18 protein-coding genes and 2 pseudogenes are annotated in these 17606 nt (G+C 47.1%); 2 read left to right on the plus strand and 18 right to left on the minus strand.

All coding sequences use genetic code 11. From position 1 onward, the window contains the following. Nucleotides 1-205 precede the first annotated feature (205 nt). The 18 genes and pseudogenes from BWX39_RS10925 to BWX39_RS11010 all read right to left on the minus strand — a co-directional run bounded on the left by BWX39_RS10925 (nt 206) and on the right by BWX39_RS11010 (nt 15314). Entirely contained in the window at nt 206-715 is a 510-nt protein-coding gene (locus BWX39_RS10925) for a glycoside hydrolase family protein (RefSeq protein ID WP_028905764.1), read from the minus strand. Then, on the minus strand, nt 702-1184 hold the full coding sequence (locus tag BWX39_RS10930) for a DUF3872 domain-containing protein (protein ID WP_028905765.1): 483 nt from the start codon (nt 1182-1184) through the stop codon (nt 702-704). Before BWX39_RS10930 ends, BWX39_RS10925 begins: the two co-directional genes overlap by 14 nt. 12 nt (nt 1185-1196) lie before the next feature. Next, on the minus strand, nt 1197-1790 hold the full coding sequence (locus BWX39_RS10935; protein ID WP_028905766.1) for a conjugal transfer protein TraO: 594 nt from the start codon (nt 1788-1790) through the stop codon (nt 1197-1199). Beyond that, entirely contained in the window at nt 1784-2734 is a 951-nt protein-coding gene (traN, locus tag BWX39_RS10940; protein WP_028905767.1) for a conjugative transposon protein TraN, read from the minus strand. The genes BWX39_RS10935 and traN overlap by 7 nt, the downstream gene beginning before the upstream one ends. 49 nt (nt 2735-2783) lie before the next feature. Next, a complete protein-coding gene (traM, locus tag BWX39_RS10945; RefSeq protein ID WP_028905768.1) occupies nt 2784-4055 on the minus strand; it encodes a conjugative transposon protein TraM in 1272 nt (423 codons plus the stop codon). Further along, nucleotides 4048-4350, minus strand: coding sequence for a hypothetical protein (locus BWX39_RS10950; RefSeq protein WP_028905769.1), 303 nt, complete (start codon nt 4348-4350; stop codon nt 4048-4050). The genes traM and BWX39_RS10950 overlap by 8 nt, the downstream gene beginning before the upstream one ends. 4 nt (nt 4351-4354) lie before the next feature. After that, nucleotides 4355-4978 carry a conjugative transposon protein TraK gene (traK, locus tag BWX39_RS10955; protein ID WP_028905770.1) on the minus strand — a complete coding sequence of 208 codons (624 nt, stop codon included), beginning with the start codon at nt 4976-4978 and terminating at the stop codon, nt 4355-4357. A 50-nt stretch (nt 4979-5028) separates the two neighbouring features. Then, entirely contained in the window at nt 5029-6066 is a 1038-nt protein-coding gene (gene traJ, locus BWX39_RS10960; RefSeq protein ID WP_028905771.1) for a conjugative transposon protein TraJ, read from the minus strand. 47 nt (nt 6067-6113) lie between these two features. Next, entirely contained in the window at nt 6114-6746 is a 633-nt protein-coding gene (locus tag BWX39_RS10965; RefSeq protein WP_028905772.1) for a DUF4141 domain-containing protein, read from the minus strand. Between the two features lie 222 nt (nt 6747-6968). Beyond that, nucleotides 6969-7409: pseudogene (locus BWX39_RS10970) on the minus strand (TraG/VirB4 family ATPase); the annotation flags it as partial. Nucleotides 7410-7510: 101 nt separating this feature from the next. Beyond that, nucleotides 7511-9322: a reverse transcriptase/maturase family protein gene (locus BWX39_RS10975; RefSeq protein WP_028905774.1), complete on the minus strand. Its 1812-nt coding sequence runs from the start codon at nt 9320-9322 to the stop codon at nt 7511-7513. A 558-nt stretch (nt 9323-9880) separates the two neighbouring features. After that, nucleotides 9881-11954, minus strand: a pseudogene (locus tag BWX39_RS10980) (TraG family conjugative transposon ATPase); the annotation flags it as partial. Continuing rightward, nucleotides 11951-12286: a DUF4133 domain-containing protein gene (locus BWX39_RS10985; RefSeq protein WP_008566149.1), complete on the minus strand. Its 336-nt coding sequence runs from the start codon at nt 12284-12286 to the stop codon at nt 11951-11953. The pseudogene BWX39_RS10980 and the gene BWX39_RS10985, both read right to left, overlap by 4 nt. Nucleotides 12287-12290: 4 nt before the next feature. Next, complete coding sequence (locus BWX39_RS10990; protein WP_028905775.1) at nt 12291-12593, minus strand: DUF4134 domain-containing protein; 303 nt, start codon at nt 12591-12593, stop codon at nt 12291-12293. A gap of 153 nt (nt 12594-12746) precedes the next feature. Continuing rightward, nucleotides 12747-13565: a hypothetical protein gene (locus BWX39_RS10995; protein WP_028905776.1), complete on the minus strand. Its 819-nt coding sequence runs from the start codon at nt 13563-13565 to the stop codon at nt 12747-12749. A 2-nt stretch (nt 13566-13567) separates the two neighbouring features. Next, entirely contained in the window at nt 13568-14044 is a 477-nt protein-coding gene (locus tag BWX39_RS11000; RefSeq protein WP_028905777.1) for a DUF3408 domain-containing protein, read from the minus strand. A 6-nt stretch (nt 14045-14050) separates the two neighbouring features. Continuing rightward, nucleotides 14051-14524 (minus strand): DUF3408 domain-containing protein, encoded by a 474-nt coding sequence (locus BWX39_RS11005; RefSeq protein ID WP_028905778.1) that lies wholly within the window; start codon nt 14522-14524, stop codon nt 14051-14053. After that, nucleotides 14511-15314 (minus strand): nucleotide-binding protein, encoded by an 804-nt coding sequence (locus BWX39_RS11010; RefSeq protein WP_028905779.1) that lies wholly within the window; start codon nt 15312-15314, stop codon nt 14511-14513. The genes BWX39_RS11005 and BWX39_RS11010 overlap by 14 nt, the downstream gene beginning before the upstream one ends. Before the next feature lie 580 nt (nt 15315-15894). Here BWX39_RS11010 and BWX39_RS11015 point away from each other — a divergent pair. After that, nucleotides 15895-16308: a plasmid mobilization protein gene (locus tag BWX39_RS11015; RefSeq protein ID WP_028905780.1), complete on the plus strand. Its 414-nt coding sequence runs from the start codon at nt 15895-15897 to the stop codon at nt 16306-16308. After that, nucleotides 16305-17585: a conjugal transfer protein MobB gene (gene mobB, locus BWX39_RS11020; RefSeq protein ID WP_028905781.1), complete on the plus strand. Its 1281-nt coding sequence runs from the start codon at nt 16305-16307 to the stop codon at nt 17583-17585. The genes BWX39_RS11015 and mobB overlap by 4 nt, the downstream gene beginning before the upstream one ends. The last annotated feature ends 21 nt before the right edge of the window (nt 17586-17606 follow it).

A 17606-nucleotide genomic window follows, 5' to 3' on the forward strand; every position in this document is an offset into this window, starting at 1 on the left:
ATCGTACAAGGAGTCAACGGCATTCTGCTACATCAGGAAGGGTGGATGAAAGAAAAGAATGACAGAAAAGGCTAAGCAAGAGGATAACCTATCCATCAACTCTTGATAAGGAATCTCTCTTTGAAAGTATAGTTGTATCCTACAAAAGAGCCTTCAAATTAGAGCTAAACTCTTACCAAGTCTGTTGCGTGGATGGATAGATGTATCAAGGTAGATAAAACATGGCAAACTCCACTTGCCTCCGTTTCACCAATCCTTTCAAAACTTTTCCCTTGTATCGGCAGAATGAAACATACTCTTGATAAAAGTTCCTGTTTCCAGCCTCAATTTTTCGCAGCAATCGGCTCTTGGGATGCTTGCCATATCCGAGCAATCGCCCCACGCCCACATTATAGGCAAGCAAGGTCAATAGCAGCGCATCCTTACCATAGCCTTTGAAGTGTTCAAAGCATTTCCATAGGTCGGCACGGAGCAATGAGTCCGCTTGCCGTTCCGTCATATTCGCTGTGAAGTGCTCTCCTGGTTGCAACTGATGACCATATCCTACATAAGGAAAATCCTTCGGCTTATTATGAAGTCCCTCAAAGTATTTAACAATGAGGACGACACGCTCAAAAGGTGGCAAGTCTGCCAACCGCACCCTGTGCTGGGCAAGGATGGGCTGGCAGAATAAACATAAAATAAAGAATAAAGCAAAGTGTTTAGCTGTCCTCATCTTTCAATACTTTGGTAACTGTTGCGGAGGACTTTTCCTTATTTTCCGTCTTTTCGTTGTTGAAACTAAAGGTCAGCTGCTGCACCCTGCCGAAGTTATCTTCCACATACACGTCAATGGTCTGGCGGTCGGCTGAGAGCGAAGTGTAGTACAAGCGGAACACATCTTTTGTCAGCGGATAGCGGTCGTTCGGCTTGAAGACAGTACCGTTATCATTTCTTAGCAAGCCCTTGCCATCAGACTGGAAATAACGTATCGTATAGCGAGTGTCAGCAAACTCACCGCCTCGTTTTAGCGTGCAGCGTATCTCAGCCGTCTGTCCCCTTATGATGTCCTTCTGAACTGGCATTGTCTCCACCGTAAACGGATAAGACTGCTGAACATCCAAATCCCTATCACAAGCAGATAGGCAAAACACGGCAAGGGTCAGCACCCCCATTACCCAAATCATATTCAATATCTTCTTCATCTTTTCTTCTACTTAAAAGTTAAACCTTAGTCCTGCAGAAACAGCAGGACGAAAACGATGCACGTCCGTTCCAAAGAGCAAACATCCCTGCGCCTTTACAAGAAAGAGAACCCTGTCCGTCAGGAACACTTCCACCGAGCCATGCACGGCACCGCCATAGACAAAGCGGGAACGGTCGAGCAGTGTCGCCCCATCGGGCAGCAGCCTTTTGTCCTCATTCAGTTGCTCGTAGCCACCCAAAGCGGATATGCCGCCATAAAGAAACACGTTCTTTCCTCTGTCGGAAAGAACAGGGTGCATATAGCCCACCTGTAAGAGAGCATCTTTGAGCTTTACGTTATAACTTCTGTACGGCATATTCTGCTGTTCATACTCTGCCATAACAAAGGTATAATTCTCACGCCCCAGATATCGGGTGAGTGCTGCTCCCATACCGAAATTGTCAGCTGCAAGGAACTTATCACCCTTGATAAGTGGAACACTCCCCACGACCTCTATTCCCCTTTGCTTGGGTATCAGTCGTTGTGCCTGCGTTGGCAAGCTAAAAGCCATTGCCACCGCTGCACAAACCGATAAAATGATTATCTTCTTCATAATGTCTACCATTTCAGTTTGAGGTTATCAATCTTCTTTGCCAACTGCAGGTCTTCTGCCATTATATGGAAGGTCAGCGTACGACCGCCATTTCTCTCATAGAGCGTCACTTCAAGCTGCTTGTCTTCTGCAAGAGAAAACTGTTCGAGCGCAAACACAGCGTGTTCACTGCCCATGCCACGCACCTGCATCACCTGATGATAGGCACGAAGTGGCTGAAGTACCTGCTCTTGTATGGCGGTGCGCTTTGCCATCTTCTTATCCACCACCTTGAATATGATAAAATCCACAGAGTACGGCATATTCGTGCCGTTTTCCATACGAGTGTGGAAATACAGCAAGCCGTTATGGGCATATAAGCCACGAAGCAGGAACTTCATACCAAACTGCTGTGCACCGATATGCTTAATGGTACGCTTGTCGTTCTGATAGATAGTCTGCATCATCAGCTTTACTAATACGGGCGACTCGTTACCAAGTTCCTTAAAGTAAATGTCAGAGCGATTGCTAGGCAGTCTACCTTCCGTCGTAGAGAGAAAGTCTTTCATCTCTATGCTGAGCTTCTCCGGCTCATCAGCATACTTTACGTTGAAAGCATAGAAAGAGCCGTCCTCACAGATGACACTCATATTGGTCTCCGTTTCAAAGTCCTTCACCGAAGCCTTTACACGTAGTACGTTCTCTGCATCCTCCGCTTTTCCTGCGATGATGTTCTGTGAACCTAAGTCTACATAACGAATGGCAGAAGGGAAGATAAGATGCACGGTCTTGTCAAAGGTAACGTCCAGACCATACGGCAGTACGACACGCCCCGTTGGTATGGCACGGCTCATACCTTGAAAGAGCTCTCCCGAAGTAAGCGGACGGCTTGGTGTCAGACCATCATTGTTTTCCTGTGCTCTGGCTGTTGCTCCCACCATGGCAAGCATGGCCATTGATAAAATAATTTTCTTCATTGTTCCTTTTTTATTTGATGTTATTTTTTACTTATCATTTTCGATTGTTTTATTTGGACTGAACCAAGAAAAGGCGGTAGCCACCCTTGAGCGTTACCTTGACGGTGCGCAGCTTCTTCTGAAGCAGCTGACTTGCACCCTGCATCACCCCACGGGCAGCCTCAGAGATAATCTGGTCCTTGGCAGAGGAAGCGAAGGTAAAGGAGGTTCCCATTGAACCACCGATGTTCGCCCCAACTTCCTTAAGCGCATTGATGTCCTCCGAACCTGGTATATACACGCCCTCCTGTCCGTCCATGTCGTATGCCGAGAGCTTGACGGCTATGATATGGCCGTTCACCTCAATGCTTTTGATAAGCAGGTGCATACGGTTACCCTCTATCTTGGCAACGGCTATCAGTCGGCTCTGTCGTGGAATACGCAAGCCCTGCACCTTGGCACTTTCAAGCAGACGGAGCACGACATTATCGCCCTCTTTGAGCGTCGTTGTCCTGTCCACTACTACTTTGAGTGTGTTGCGCATCGTAGGTGCAACCGTGCTTGCGAGCGAATGGAAGCCCAAGTTGCGTGCTTTCGTGCCATACTCCTTGATGAAGTCAGCGTCGCTCATCGGCTGCCCCAGTGAGGACACTACCTGTTTGCGTTCCACCAAGATTTCCATTGCAGGCAAGTCGGCCGAATCTCCGCTTATATTACTGCCCATACCCTGACCTTTGTTCGTTGCCGTTTGCCCTTTACCCCCGGTAAAGTCATTACCCAAAGATGGTGGAACGGCAGAAGCCTTGGGGAGATACTTCGCTGCCATCTGATAGCTCTTTTCCATCAGTGCAAGCTGCCGTTTCTCTTCATTGTCCTCCTTACTATCCTTTTGAGATAGTTCTTTCTTTAGATTATCAATCTCCGAGCGCAGGGCTTCACGCTCCTGCTCGTGTGGATCGGGAGCGTAAAAGGAGTTCAAGAGGCGATTATTCTCCTCATAACGATGCATAGAGTTTTCTATCTTTGCCGTAGAAGCAGCTGTCTCTGCACGCTGCTCCTCTGATGGAGCAGTGTTCTGTGCAAAATAGTCCGATAGTCTGCCCATCTCCTCGCGGGTCTGTTCTTCCTCGTGTGCTTTGTCGCCTAATTCGTAGGCTTTGAGCTTGTTCTCGGTGAGCTTTTCCGTCGTTGCCTGCGGGATGCTGTCATTGAGTCCCTGCTCCGCTGCAGTCTTATCCTTGCCCGAAGGTGCGAAGATAAACCACATTGAAAGGGCAAACAGCAGTCCCAGACCTCCGAAGACCAAGCCTTTCTTCATTTGTTCTTTCTGTTTATTATCCATTTTCTTTGATTGTTTGATGATGTTGTAGATAAAAATTGCCGTGTAACTCTTGCAAAGTACTGTCTGTCCGTATCGGACTGTCCGTCAGCTTTCCCGTGGGGATGGGTAGTTTCTCCTTCTTTGGAGGAAGGAAAAACTGCGCTATCATCCAGAGCGAGCAGAACAGATAGATGAAGCTTAGCCCATAGACGATTTCCTTTCTCTGCCTTATCGTAAGCCTTTCACACCGATGGCGGAGCCACAGGTGAAAGCGCAGATAGTGACGTGAGAGTAAAAAGTTTCTTTTCCTTGCCATAGCCTTATCGTTTATAAGTCTGTATATCCCTGTTTTCCTTCACAAGGAAGTTCTCCATAAGAAAACCTTGCGGGTTGTTGTCCGAACGGACAGAGTTCTGCAACGTGCAGGTTGTAATGAGACTGCGCTCCGTGACGTTGCTCTGTCTGACGATGAACTGCCGTGCATAAGTCGTTACCGTATAAGGGTAAGTATTAAAATTGCAGTGGATAGAGTCCACCTCTATGCGCTGATTGACATTGCCCGATATGGCACGGTTATAATAGCCCTTCTCTGCCAAGTCCTTGTAATAGTTGAAAGCCGACTTGTCACACAGTACGAAGGCACGTTCCATATTCTTCTCAATGGCATCCTTGTCAGGCGCAATGGTGAAGAACAGCTCATGGAAGCGACGTACATGCTCCCTTGCCTCTACAGGGCGGTTACGACTTGCATCCTGACTGAGGGCAAGCATGAGCGACTTTCCCTGGTCAAGCACATAGATTTTCTCCCGCTGCTCCTTGGCGAAGCTGTACGAGGCATAGAGGGCATAACCGCTTATCGCCACGCAGACGATAGCAAAGACAAAGGCGTAGAGTCTTATCTGTCTGAATGAAGTCTCGATATTACCAAGTGATTTGAATTCCATTTCTTTTTCCTTTTATAGCTGTTGATTTATTAAGCATTATTGCTCCATTTCTATTTTCCTTTGAGCAGTGCACCCTTGATACGCCCACCGACATTGCCGATGACCGACCCGGCACCTGCTGCGGCATATCGTCCGCCCGTGTAGGCACTTTGTGCACCGCGCTGTGCAGCTTGATTGACATTGCGACCGTAAGAGCCGATACCACCACCTGCTTCGATAATCCAACCTGCAACGGTGGGAACGCAGAAGTAGCCCACGATGCCGATGAGGAAGAAGACGATGTAGTACCACGTCCCCGCATCGGGCAGGTAGTTGGGGTCGCTGAGCGCCTCGATGTCTTTCTGTACCATCAACACCTGTATCTTCGTAAGCAGTGCCGTAAGGATAGAACTGACAGGCAGCCACAGGTAGACAGAGATATAGCGTGAGAACCATGCCGTGAGCGAACCCGACAACCCGTCCCATACGGCAATGTCGAAGACTATCGGACCGAGGATGGAAAGGACGATGAGCATGAACGTGCGCAGCGTGTCGATGATAAGCCCTGCGGCATGGAACAGCAGCTCCATGAGGTCGTGCACCATTTTCATCACCCACTGCTTGGTCTGATAGGCAGCACGCTCGGCATACATACCCGCTATCGTCACGGCATCTTCAGGTCCGATGATACCCATCTCCTCAATTTTCTGGTCGAACTTCTCGTTGGACACCAAGTAGGCCGTTTCGGGGTTGCGCAGGTAGGCTTCCTCCTGCAAACGGTTACGCTTGGCGGTAAGCTCGGCAAGGTTCCCCTCCTGCTGGTGTACCATCATCTCCGTTCCCTGCACCACGGGCGAGAGCACGGCATTCATCGTACCCAGTACGACTGTCGGGAAGAACATGATGCAGAAACCCAAGACAAAGGGACGGAGAAGGGGAAAGACGTCTATCGCCTCGGCACGGGCTATGGAAGCCCATACCCGAAAGGCAATATAAAAGAGTGCACCCAAGCCTGCAATACCCTTGGCAATGCCCGTCATCTGGGCGCAGAGCGGCATCATCTCTTCATAGGTTGAGTGGAGCAGCTCGTGTAAACTGGCAAAATCCATAAGCAAGTGTGTTTAGATGTATGAATGACCAATAACCAATAACTTAATTACCAATACCTGCTTGCCGTATTGCCGTAGAGCGCCTTGACAGAGGCAAGGTTGTTCTTCTCACGGGCACGGACGTAACTTACGGAGATGTTCTTCCTTGTGTAATACGACACGAGCGAACGGTTTTCCCTAAGCGTGGTATAAATACGGTCGATGGCCTGCATACGCTCGTGGTCGTTCATCGAGAGAACACCCGACTTGACGATGGACTTGAGTTCCTTGAGACTCTCACCGCTCTGCTCCAGAAGCTTGGCATAGCCCGAAGCCATTGCAGCAAGTTCTGAAGGGCGGAAGTTCTTGTCCGAGAGCATTTTTTTATACGAGGTGACGTAAATCTCCGAGATGTCGCCCACCATGAGAATACACTCTTTGACCTTGTAGGCGTCGCCGATAAGATTGCTTACCTTCTTCAGGGCATCGTAATACTTCTTGGTGTCGTTGTAGAGTTTTTCCACCTCCTTGAATCCGTCCAAGGTGTTCTTCACCGTCTTGGAGGCGGTGGCTATCTCCTTGACCGAATTGACGATGTTGCCGGCGAAGTTACCGGGATCGGTTACCACCCACTGTGCGTGGGCCTTTCCGCTGAATAAAAGGACGGTGCCCATCAGCAGCATTAAAATTCTTGTTCTCATTGTTCTTTTTGTTTATGATGTGAATACTATGTTTGTCTGAATGTCCACTAAGGGATGTCTATTCAGCTTGCTGTTATAGGGATAAGTTGGACAAGTTAGTCCAAGTATTTGGACACGACAGTCTAATTGATTGGACACGTTTGTCCAATTGCTTATCCACGTTTGGAGAATTATTTGTCTACGTTTGGCTAAAACAATACATTCTTTACATGGCTTGTCCGGTCAACGATTTCGTGCAACCCGTTTCTCTTGTGCAAGCTGTCGAATAGCCGTCTCAATGTCGCCACCAAGCTGTGCAGCCCTGTTCATCACCTCCACCTTCTCGGTTTCCTCGGTGGTGTAGGTGAGGTATTCCTCCATGCTCACTTCTGTGGCATAGACTGCAGACTGCATACCGCCCAACCCTATCCACACCTCCTTGTAGAGTCGGTTCGGGTCGTTGTTCTGGTTGATGGAGAGGATTTGGCTCTTCTCCTTTTCGGACAAGCCGAGCATAGCCTGTATGCCGTCGAACTTGGTCATGTACTTGCGCTGGTCAAGCAGTATCTTGCAGTCGGAGTTGTTGATGATACTCTCCTTGACAATGGGCGACTGAATGATATCGTCCACCTCCTGCGTTACGACAATGGCTACCCCGAAATACTTTCTGACGGTCTTATGTAGGCTAAGCACCCAGCGCCTTATCATATTTCTGTGGTAGGTTTCCAAATGCTCGCCCCCGAACCGGACTTACACCTCTCAGCGTATCCGGCTCTCCACTAATTTCAGTCTATCTTTCCGTCATGTATCTTCTTGTGACAACTCCTGCACACGGCAATCGTCTTGCGTTTGCGGGCAATCATGTGTCGTTCCCAGCTTTCCTTACCCTGCAAGTTTTTTAGTTTTCTTACATGGTGCATAACAAGGTCGTCTGTCGCTCCACATAATTCACACTCACGGGCTTTCAGTCTTTCAACAAGGCTTGTCCGCCCCGCAGTATAAATTGTTCGTGGCATAATGTCACATTCCGATTTATAGGTGGGCTTCTTTCGTTTGAAGCCACCGTCGTAAAAGTATCTTTCCTTTACACCTGTTTTAGTCATGTGTTTTATGATAAACCTACCATTCTTACGATATTTTTTGTTTACCTCACGTGTGCGGCACTTGTATTTGCCTGCAAACGTTTTGTACATGCTGTATTCCATGATGTACTTGAAATTATTCAAGGCATGGGCGCAGTTGTTGGCTATGGAGTAATAATTATAGAACCCCACGATTTCCCGATTATAACTATCAAGGATTTCAAGGTCGTCATTGAATATCAGTCCCGATTTACATTTCGGTTTCCATATTTCCTTTCCGTTACGGTTTGTCAGTTCCAAGACTCCCCAATCGAAAAGTTTCTTACGGACAGTTTCCGTACTAATATTCAAGCAGACCCTCTTACCATAGGTTCTTCTTAATGCTCCTCTTTTATCCCGTCTTTGGTCGTTGGATTTTCTTACAGTAATTTCATATCCGAGAAACTTGGCAGCTCTTTCCGTGTGGGTGACAAGTGTCTTTTCATCAGACAGTTCCAATGCCAGTCTGGCAGCAAGGAAGTTTTTAATATCTTCCTTTATCAGTTGCGCATCCTGCTTGCTTCCGATAATTCCCACGAGAAAATCATCTGCATATCTTGCATATTTCATTCTCCTGTAATCAGCATCCATTTCTTCACCGTTGGGATATTTAGCCCGTCCTTGTTCTATTGCTTTCAGTTCAAGGATTAGCTTTGCCCTTTGCCTTTCGTCTTTTACGGATTTCAATCTTCGCACAATACGTTTTCTTGCATTGCCAAAGTCCATACTTTCTCTACTGAATTTTCGTTTCTTCCCTTTGTCGAATTTGGCTATGTATTCCTTTATATACTTATCCAGTTTGTCAAGGTATATATTAGCCAATATCGGGCTGATGATACCTCCTTGCGGTGTGCCACTGTAAGTATTGCGGAATTGCCATTCTTCAATATATCCAGCTTTCAAAAACTTGCGTATCAATCGGATGAATCGTTCATCCGCAATGCGCTCCATGAGAATATTTATCAACACATCATGGTTTATATTATCGAAGAAGCCTTTTATGTCTCCCTCTACAAACCACTTTGCACCGCTAAACTCCTTTTGGATATGAGTTAATGCAGTATGGCAGCTTCGATTGGGACGGAAACCATGCGAGGTGTATTCAAAATTTCCCTCATATATGGCTTCCAATACCATTCTTACCACTTCTTGTATCAGCTTGTCATTGAAAGTCGGTACGCCAAGAGGTCTTTTCTTACCGTTTTTCTTCGGTATGTACACCCTCTTTGACGGTTGGGGCTGGTACGTCTCATCTTTTAACGTATCAATCAACTTTTCAATTCGTTTCAGGCTCATGTTGTCAATAGTCTGACCGTCCGAACCTTTAGTCATGTTACCCTCTTTGGCATATATGCGCTGATAGGCAACATAAAACATTTCCTCATTGAACAAAATTCTGTAAAGACGTTCGAACTTATAGCTTGCATCCTTACTGTGTTCTGATAGACTGTTTAATACTCTTTCTGGACTTCTCATAATGTCTCTCACATTTTCCGTTAATTGTATTAATAATTAGCTGCTTCCCTTCGCCATGTACAAGGCGTTACCTTGCTCGGACTACCATGGAAGCTCCGTTACCACTCCGAATTTTCATAGGTCAAACCTAATAGCTTTTCGGCACTTCGGGATAGGTAATCCCCGTTTATTGCATCGTAACTGTTGGCATGATAGATTGTCGGATACGACTTCCGTCCTTTACTCGCTTACTGCGGTTGTGTCGTGATAAGTTCTTGCTACGTTCATACCTTTACACTGAAGTAGTATCACGATATGGCGATTGATAGTTACCTTACGCCATAGCCTCAAGGGGGACCACTCGGACTATCGTTCAATCAATTCGGACTTTATCCTCATATCTATCTTTTCATCTCGCCATTCAGTCGCAGTTTGGTAACTAACTGACTTATGACTTTTCCGACATGCTACACTCCCTGCTCGGTTAAGCTTTCCCGAAACAGATAAGTCGGCTGATGATAGGTTATTTTCAAAGAACACTTTCCTAATCTCTTGCCAAAGAGATGTTTACGATGCAACCTTTACGGGCGCACACAAATACTTGATGTAGTCCGCCATGTTTGCCGAAGCTATGGCTTTCCACGCTTCCTCGATGAGTATCATTTTCCTGATGCCTTTGAGTCTTCGCATCTTGTTGATGAAGGCTTCCATGATGATAATCGTCACCACGGGGAAGAGGTCTTTGTTGTCCTTCACTTGATCAATCTCGAAGACGATGAAGCGTTTACTGAGCAAGTCGATGTTCTTGTCCGAGTTCAATAGGAAATCGTAACGTCCCCCTCGATAGTATTGCTTGAGGGTTGTCAGGAGATTGTTGATATTGAAGTCCGAGAGTGTTACCTTGATGTCCCGTTTCTCCATATCCTTGCGATAGACGTCTCGCAGGTATTCATAGAAAGTATTAAAACAGGGCGTAACACTATGGTCTGCACATATCAGCTCGATGTACGAGTTCACGGCAGAGCCAAGTTCGCCCGCCTCGGTCTTGGTGATATGCTCATCGGCACTTTTCCAGAGCGTAAGCAACAGCGTGCATATACTCTCCCTCTTTTCCACATCGAAGAAATAGTCGTCGGTGTAGAAGGGATTAAAGGAAATCGGGCTTTCATTTGTGTAGGTGAAATAAACCCCATCTTCGCCTTTGGTCTTGCGGTGGATGAGTTCGCACAATCCCTGATACGAGTTTCCTGTATCGACCAAGAGGACGTGCGCCCCTTGCTCGTAATACTGACGTACCATGTGGTTGGTGAAAAAAGACTTACCACTGCCCGAAGGTCCCAAGATAAACTTGTTACGGTTGGTGATGACTCCCTTTTTCATCGGCAAATCCGATATATCCAGATGAACAGGTTTTCCCGACAGGCGGTCTGCCATCTTGATGCCGAAGGGCGAGAGCGAATCCTTATAGTTCGTCTCTGCCGTAAAGAAGCAGAGGGCAGGCTCGATGAAAGTGTAGAATGACTCTTCTGCGGGAAAGTCTGCCGCATTACCGGGAATGCCTGCCCAGTAGAGCGTTGCCGCATCAATGGTGTTGTGGCGAGGATGGCATTCCATAAGAGCAAGTGCAGAGCCCACGTCATTCTTGATCTGGCGAAGTTCTTCCTTATCGCTGCTCCATGCCAATACGTTGAAGTGGGCACGGATAGAGGGCAATATTGAGATACTCCTGTATCCACTCCTCGTTGATTTGATTGCTACGGCTGTAGCGTGCCAGTGAGTGCATATTCCTTGCCTGCTTCTCGAAGCGTTCCAAGTTGGCATCGCTATCCTCGATAAAGAAGTACTGGTTATAGATATGGTTGCAGGGTAGCATCAACCCTACTGGCGAGGCAAAGGACAACCTACAATCCGAGCGGTCGGTGGATAGTCGCTCATATCGGCTGTCCGTGCTGACCGTTGTCGGTAGGTCATCCGTATCGGAAAGCGTATGCAGGCACAGCTGATTGTCGCCTACACGTACAAGGTCTGCGCCCAGACGGATGTCCTCCAATGAAGCATGTCCCTCTTCAGAAAGGGAGAAGTAACGGTCAAGCAGACCGCCCTTTTCATTTGTGCCAACTAACTCGTCTTCAGTCATGCGGACAATCCTTATCTGCTCGGTATCGTTGATGATACGCTCGAACTGGTCTACGGCTTCCATAAACTTCATCACCTCCTCCTTGTTGGTGATTTCCTTGGGCAGCAGGTGTCCACGACAAAGCGAAGAGAAGTTGCTCTGCTGTGCCATGCGCTGCTTGTTGGTCTTGGTAAGGAAGAGATAGACTGAATGGTGTAGATACGGACGCTCGTTGAAATGCCGTTCAGAGGAACGGGCAAGGAAGCTTAGTCCGCCATCGGAGAGCTTTCCTTGGTAGTCCTCCTTAATGAACCAGTCCTGCTTGTGTACGATGCTGTAATCGGGCAGTACCTTGATTGCCTTGTGCCAAGCCGAGTGCATTGCCTCGTATTCTGTAGAGGTGACGGTAAAGAGTTCGGGCAGTTCCACACGGAATGCGACCGTAATATCTGCATCCTTGCTCACCATACACTCCTGCTCTACGGAGAGCAGCGGGAACTTCGATTCCAAAGTCGTTGTCTTGCTTTTATTTCTCATTTCTTCGCTTTCTTTGGTTGAAGGTTACGGATAAGGTGGCAGACCGTTCGGCGGTTCACAAGGTAGCGTGGGTGCATACGCACTGCTCCCTTTTTCATCAGCCCGTATTGCCCGTACTTTCTGTTCATGGTGAACGTTTGCCACACCACTATGGTGGCACCCACTACACCTATGACAAGACAGGCTATCTGACTGATGCCGCAGAGATAGAGAATGACCACGAGAATGAAGACAGCCAGCAACCCTCCTGCAAAGAGGAAGAGATACTGCGCCTTCAAGCCTTTGAACTCCACCGTCCGGCCTACACCCTTGTTGATTTCAAATGCTGCCATCGCCTTACAGGAAGAAGCTTCTCAGGATAGTGGCAGCCACAATCAAGAAGATACACGCACCGAACCAAGAGGCTGCGGTCTTGCTCGTATCGGGGTCGCCACTTGAGAACTTGTTATAGACTTTTATTCCTCCTATCAGACCTACTACGGCTCCGATAGCATAGATAAGCTTTGTGCCGGGATCAAAATAGCTTGTTACCATCTTTGTGGCTTCATTGATACCCGCCATGCCGTTGCCTTGTGCGTATGCTCCTACGGCAGTGGTAGCCATCAGGAGTAGCATTGTGATTTTCTTTTTGTTGTTCATTGTTCTTTTTATTTTATGTTGTTAAATGAATTGTTTTCTTTTAGATAGAGGTGGTAAGGGGTGGCTCGGTTTTATCGTATGACAGATATAGTTTGATTGTTTTACTTTTGAGCCACCCCTCGAACACTGTACAATATGAAAAAAACACTAGTTTTACAGATAGTATGAAAGTGGACGCTCGTCATCTTCTGAATCCTCGCTGTTGTAGCTCTCTACGTTTGAGTCTGTTTCAGAATCAGGAGAAGAGCTTATATTACTTTCCTCTAATTCCGCTTCCTCCGCTTTGCGAATGGCAGCAAGGAGCCTTTGATGGTCTTTCTCCTGCTTAAGCGTTGCCTCCTTGATATAATCCATAAGCTGTGTACCCTGTATCGCTTGCAGCGTTTCGTGGACCTCCGTTTCGTTTTCCTCATCGAGTGCATCGTCATTCCTGTGCCAACCATTGACACGGATAATATCCCTTGCGAGGATACTGGACGGTGATACTTCGGGCAGAGAATCGTCTGCTATCAGGCTTTCACTTCGTCCACCGATTTCCAATTCCAGTTCCTCACGGGCTATGGTGTCCTCGTCAGGTTCGTCCATCGTGTAGTCGACATTCATCTCATTGTCGCCCTCCTCAGCGGTACTTCCTGCTTTTTCGGCAGCATCTTGCCCTGCCAAGGAGTTTTGCCCTGCAAAAGTATCAGGATTTTTGGCCGAATTTTCAGACGAGGAAATGGCGGGAACTTCAGGGACAGACGGGGAAATGAAAGGTTTACTCCTGCCTACCAAGATATGGCGGGCACTGTCTATTTGCTCTTGGGAAACAGAAGGCTTGGGACTTTCGCAGGGCTTGCCAGCTTTCTGTTTCGGGGTGTTCTTACCTGATAGGGCTGCTGAGTCTTGAAAAAGCCTCCAAAGGTATGCGGTACAGAGAAGCATCCATACTACACCCAAGAAAAGGAGAATATCTAAAAGAACAGTTTCCATATTCACAGGTATAAAGTGTTTTTTAATTTCTGCTTGTCTGCAATCTCATTGATAAGCTCCTGATGAGCTTTGAGGTGATTGGTAAGGATATTCTCTATGTAAGCCGTCAACGTCGTTTCCGCCTTTGTATCGCGGAGAACATTGCGGAGTATGGTTAAGGTCTCTGTGTTGATCGTGAACCCCGATTTGTTTCTGGACCGCCTTGGAATAAAGAACTTGGCTTTGTAATCCTCCCATTGCTCCTCTGTGCTCTGCAGCATAAAATCAGCAAGGTAATCAGCCTCTGCCAAATCCTTGCGGTCTTCCATAAGATGCTGAGTTCCGGACGCTGTTTTCTTTACCTGAGTGGGATTGTCCGTGTTGTCTTCCTTGGTGTTTCTGTCTCTTATGTAAACCTGAAAGAAAATGACACTGCAATATGCAATCAGAAGAATATTGCTGAATACCAAGAATAAAATCAGAAAATCGTTTGTTGTCATAATATGTTATATTGTTATGGTTGTTTTACGCCGTTGTCTTGCCGTGGCATTGTTGAGCAATTCCTTATGCTCTCTGAGGTGCTCACGGAGAATGTTGTCTATGTAAGAAGCCATCGATACCCGCTCACCCAAGTCTTGCAGCACGTTCCTTAGTACCTGCAAGGTCTCCACGTTCATCGTGAAGGCTGTTTTTTCGCGGATACGGACAGCGTGAAAATAGCGTGTCCGGTAATCGTCCAATGAGAGCGCGGGAGTCTCATGCGGCACTTCCCTTGTCCTTTCCGCATTCGTTTCTTGGAGAAACGAAGTTTTTTCTTGAACCGGCCTAACCTCCTTCGCCTCTTGTTGCTCGTTTTCTTCATCCTCATCGGGCGGGTCGAAGGCAAGCGTATCCTTGGGCTTTCCTTTCATCACGCCGTCCTCCGACATCTCCTTGAGCTTGGCTTCCAAGATTTTCCTCCGTTCGTCAATCCGTGCCATTGCCCGCCTCCTTCTTTAGTCTGATATGCGTGAGCAGGCTGTCAATCATCTCATCCAGCCCCGTGCCTGCACGCAGGGCTTTGCCTGGAGCCAGATAAGTGGAACGGAATGCCCCACGAAAGCCGTATTGTTCCAACTCGTGGCTGAAACGGTGTGCGGCATAGACATGCTCGTCAAACAGCGTGTACCCCTCATTCCTGATGTATTCGCTGTATTTCTCAATCAGCGTGCTCTTTACCCGTCTGTCCACCTTGTTCCAAAGGAGCATGACGTCCTTGATGCGTGCCCCGCCCATCGACACTCCCAAGTCCTGCATGGTCTTGGCATAGGCAAGGCAGGAGACCATCGACTGTACGTCAGCCTCGATGGGTGAAAGGATATAGTCCATTTCCAGTGAGAGTTCCAGCAGATCACTCGTCCCCGCATGCCCGGGAAAGTCGAAGACCACCAGTTCGAAGCGTTTCTTGGAATTTTTGCGGATATGTTCTTCAGCCTTGGCTATGGCACTCTTCGGGTCGGCCTTAAGAACACGGTAGGAAACACGTCCCAATGTTGAAAAATAGTTGTTCATCTGCTGGGAGACCAAGGGATCACCCTCAACAAAGGCCTTTTCCCTTTGGCGGAGCTTGTAAAAGGAATCCTGCGACAGGTCGCAGTCCACGATGAAGAGTTCGATGCCTTTCTCATAATAGAGGATGCTGCTGACGATTTCTGCCAGCGTGCTTTTTCCGACACCTCCCTTCTGGGAGGAAAAGCCCAGAAAGATGGGCGATGTTTTTGTCTGTTCCATTGCGATAGATATTTTATTTGTTGAACTGTCTTTTGGGCGATATGCCGTTTGAACGTTTGATTGTTCGATAGAACCATTGACAGTTTGTTTTATAGTTTGTCTTGCCGATCTGTCGGTCATTTGATTTATCAATCATTTGTTCTATCAACCATTCGGTTTGTCGAGAGTTCGAGAAATTTACATCTCGAACTATCGAGAAATCGAACAATCTATTTTCCGAACTTTTTATCGTCCTTTTTAACGTTTGTTCGAGTGATTGTCCGCTCGTTCTGTCTGCAAAATAAAAGCTTTTTCGATAGATTTTTCTATGCCTGTGAAGTATAGGGAAATGAAAGGAAAAAGAGTGAATATCATTGATAATGAGATATTTGGAAATCCGCCGTAACTTTGCAGGCGGATAGAGAACATGGAGCTGACCTCCCCGAAGCGGACACCCTGAAAGGTGGATGATCCAATCGCATCAACTCTTGATACAGCAAGGTGTGTCTTTGTAACACAAACCGCCGTTTGTACCACAAAGACCCTTGCCCCGAAGGGGGATGAATTACTCCAAAGTCGTAATTAAGAAAACAGAACAGATATGAAAAAGGAAACGAAACATGGTTCAGAACGAAAACAAGCAGAAAAGCCCCATTGGGACAACTGGCATGTACGGTTGCCCAACCCGAAAGACCAGCAACGAGCGATTGATCTCTTTCAGCGTTCAGGCGCAGAAACCAAGTCGGATTTCGTACGCGCTCGCATTCTTGGAGAGAGTTTCAAGGTGATTACGGTGGACAAATCCGCCGTGGAATATTACCGAAAGCTCTCTGAATTGACGGCACAAATCCATAAGATTGGCGTGCTCTATAACCAGACCGTACGTGCCATCAACAGCTATCACAGCGTGAAGACCGCACAGATTCTGCTTGAAAAGTTGGAGAAACTGTCGGCTCAAATCATTGCCTTGCAGGAGCAGGCTATCAGTCTTACCATAGATTACCGCAAGAAATGATAGCGAAGATTTCAAGTACGGAGAACCTTGGAGGGGCACTCGGTTATAACTTCAAAAAGGTAGAAAAAGGGGAAGCGAGCATTCTCCATGCAGCAGAGTTGTATCAGAACAAGGAGGGACGTTATACGATGGAAGACGTGCTTGTCGACATGGAGGCTCTGATACCAAAGAAATGCCGGACAAAGAAAACGGTGTTCCATTGTTCCCTCAATCCGCACCCGGACGAGAAGCTCTCCGATGAAACACTCATGCAGATTGCAAGAGAGTATATGGAGGCACTTGGCTATGGCAACCAACCCTATATCGTCTTCAAGCATAACGACATCGCCCGTGAGCATATACACATCGTGTCGCTTCGGGTGGATAGTGAAGGAAAGAAAATCAATGACAGATTTGAAAAGCGAAGGAGCAAGCAGATTACCGATGCCTTGGAGAGAAAGTATAACCTTATTCCGAGTTCAAAGGTTACTGAGAAAGCAGTAGCAGAAACGCCCAAGGTGGATACCATAAAAGGGAATATCAAGGAGCAGGTGGCAAGCGTTGTCCGCATGGTGCTGAAACATTATAAGTTTTGTTCATTAGGAGAACTGAACGCCATTCTGAGCAAATATAACCTTGCCGTAGAAGAAGTAAAGACGGAGTTTCGGGGAAAGAAATACGATGGACTGGTCTATGTTCCGACTGATGATAAGGGAGGCAAAATAAGTACACCCATCAACGCATCGGACATCGGTCGTGGTGTGGGCTATACTGCCGTACAGAACAGAATACAGAAGTCGAAACAAAACGTCAAACCACTGATACCAACCATCAGGAACAAAGTGTTACAAACTATGCGTACCTCTCCCAATACGGAGAAAGAGCTTCGGCAAAGATTGGAGGAACAAGGCTTGCGTGTGGTAATCCGAAAGAATGATAATGGAAGAATTTACGGCATTACCTTTATTGATGACGAGCAGGGTGTTGCACTCAATGGTTCCAGATTGGGCAAGGGATATGCCGCCAATATATTCAATGGTTATTTCTCCAATCCTGCCCATAACCCATTCTTGGACGAAACGCTGTATGGCAGACCTTCTGCCCGTTTGGAACAATCGGCAACTGTCCAGCCTTTACAATCCAATGCAGAAGAAGGGGATAACCTTATCGATGAACTTATCGAGGACATGGTGGGTGACTCTTTCACATCTACGGGCAACGATGATTGGAAAGAAGCGGCTTGGCAACGTAAACTCCGCAGACAAAATAAGGTAAATCTTAAACGCAGAAAGCGCTAAGTACACTGTTCAAATTATATT

This window comes from Prevotella intermedia ATCC 25611 = DSM 20706 (assembly GCF_001953955.1).
Classification (GTDB): Bacteria; Bacteroidota; Bacteroidia; order Bacteroidales; family Bacteroidaceae; genus Prevotella; species Prevotella intermedia.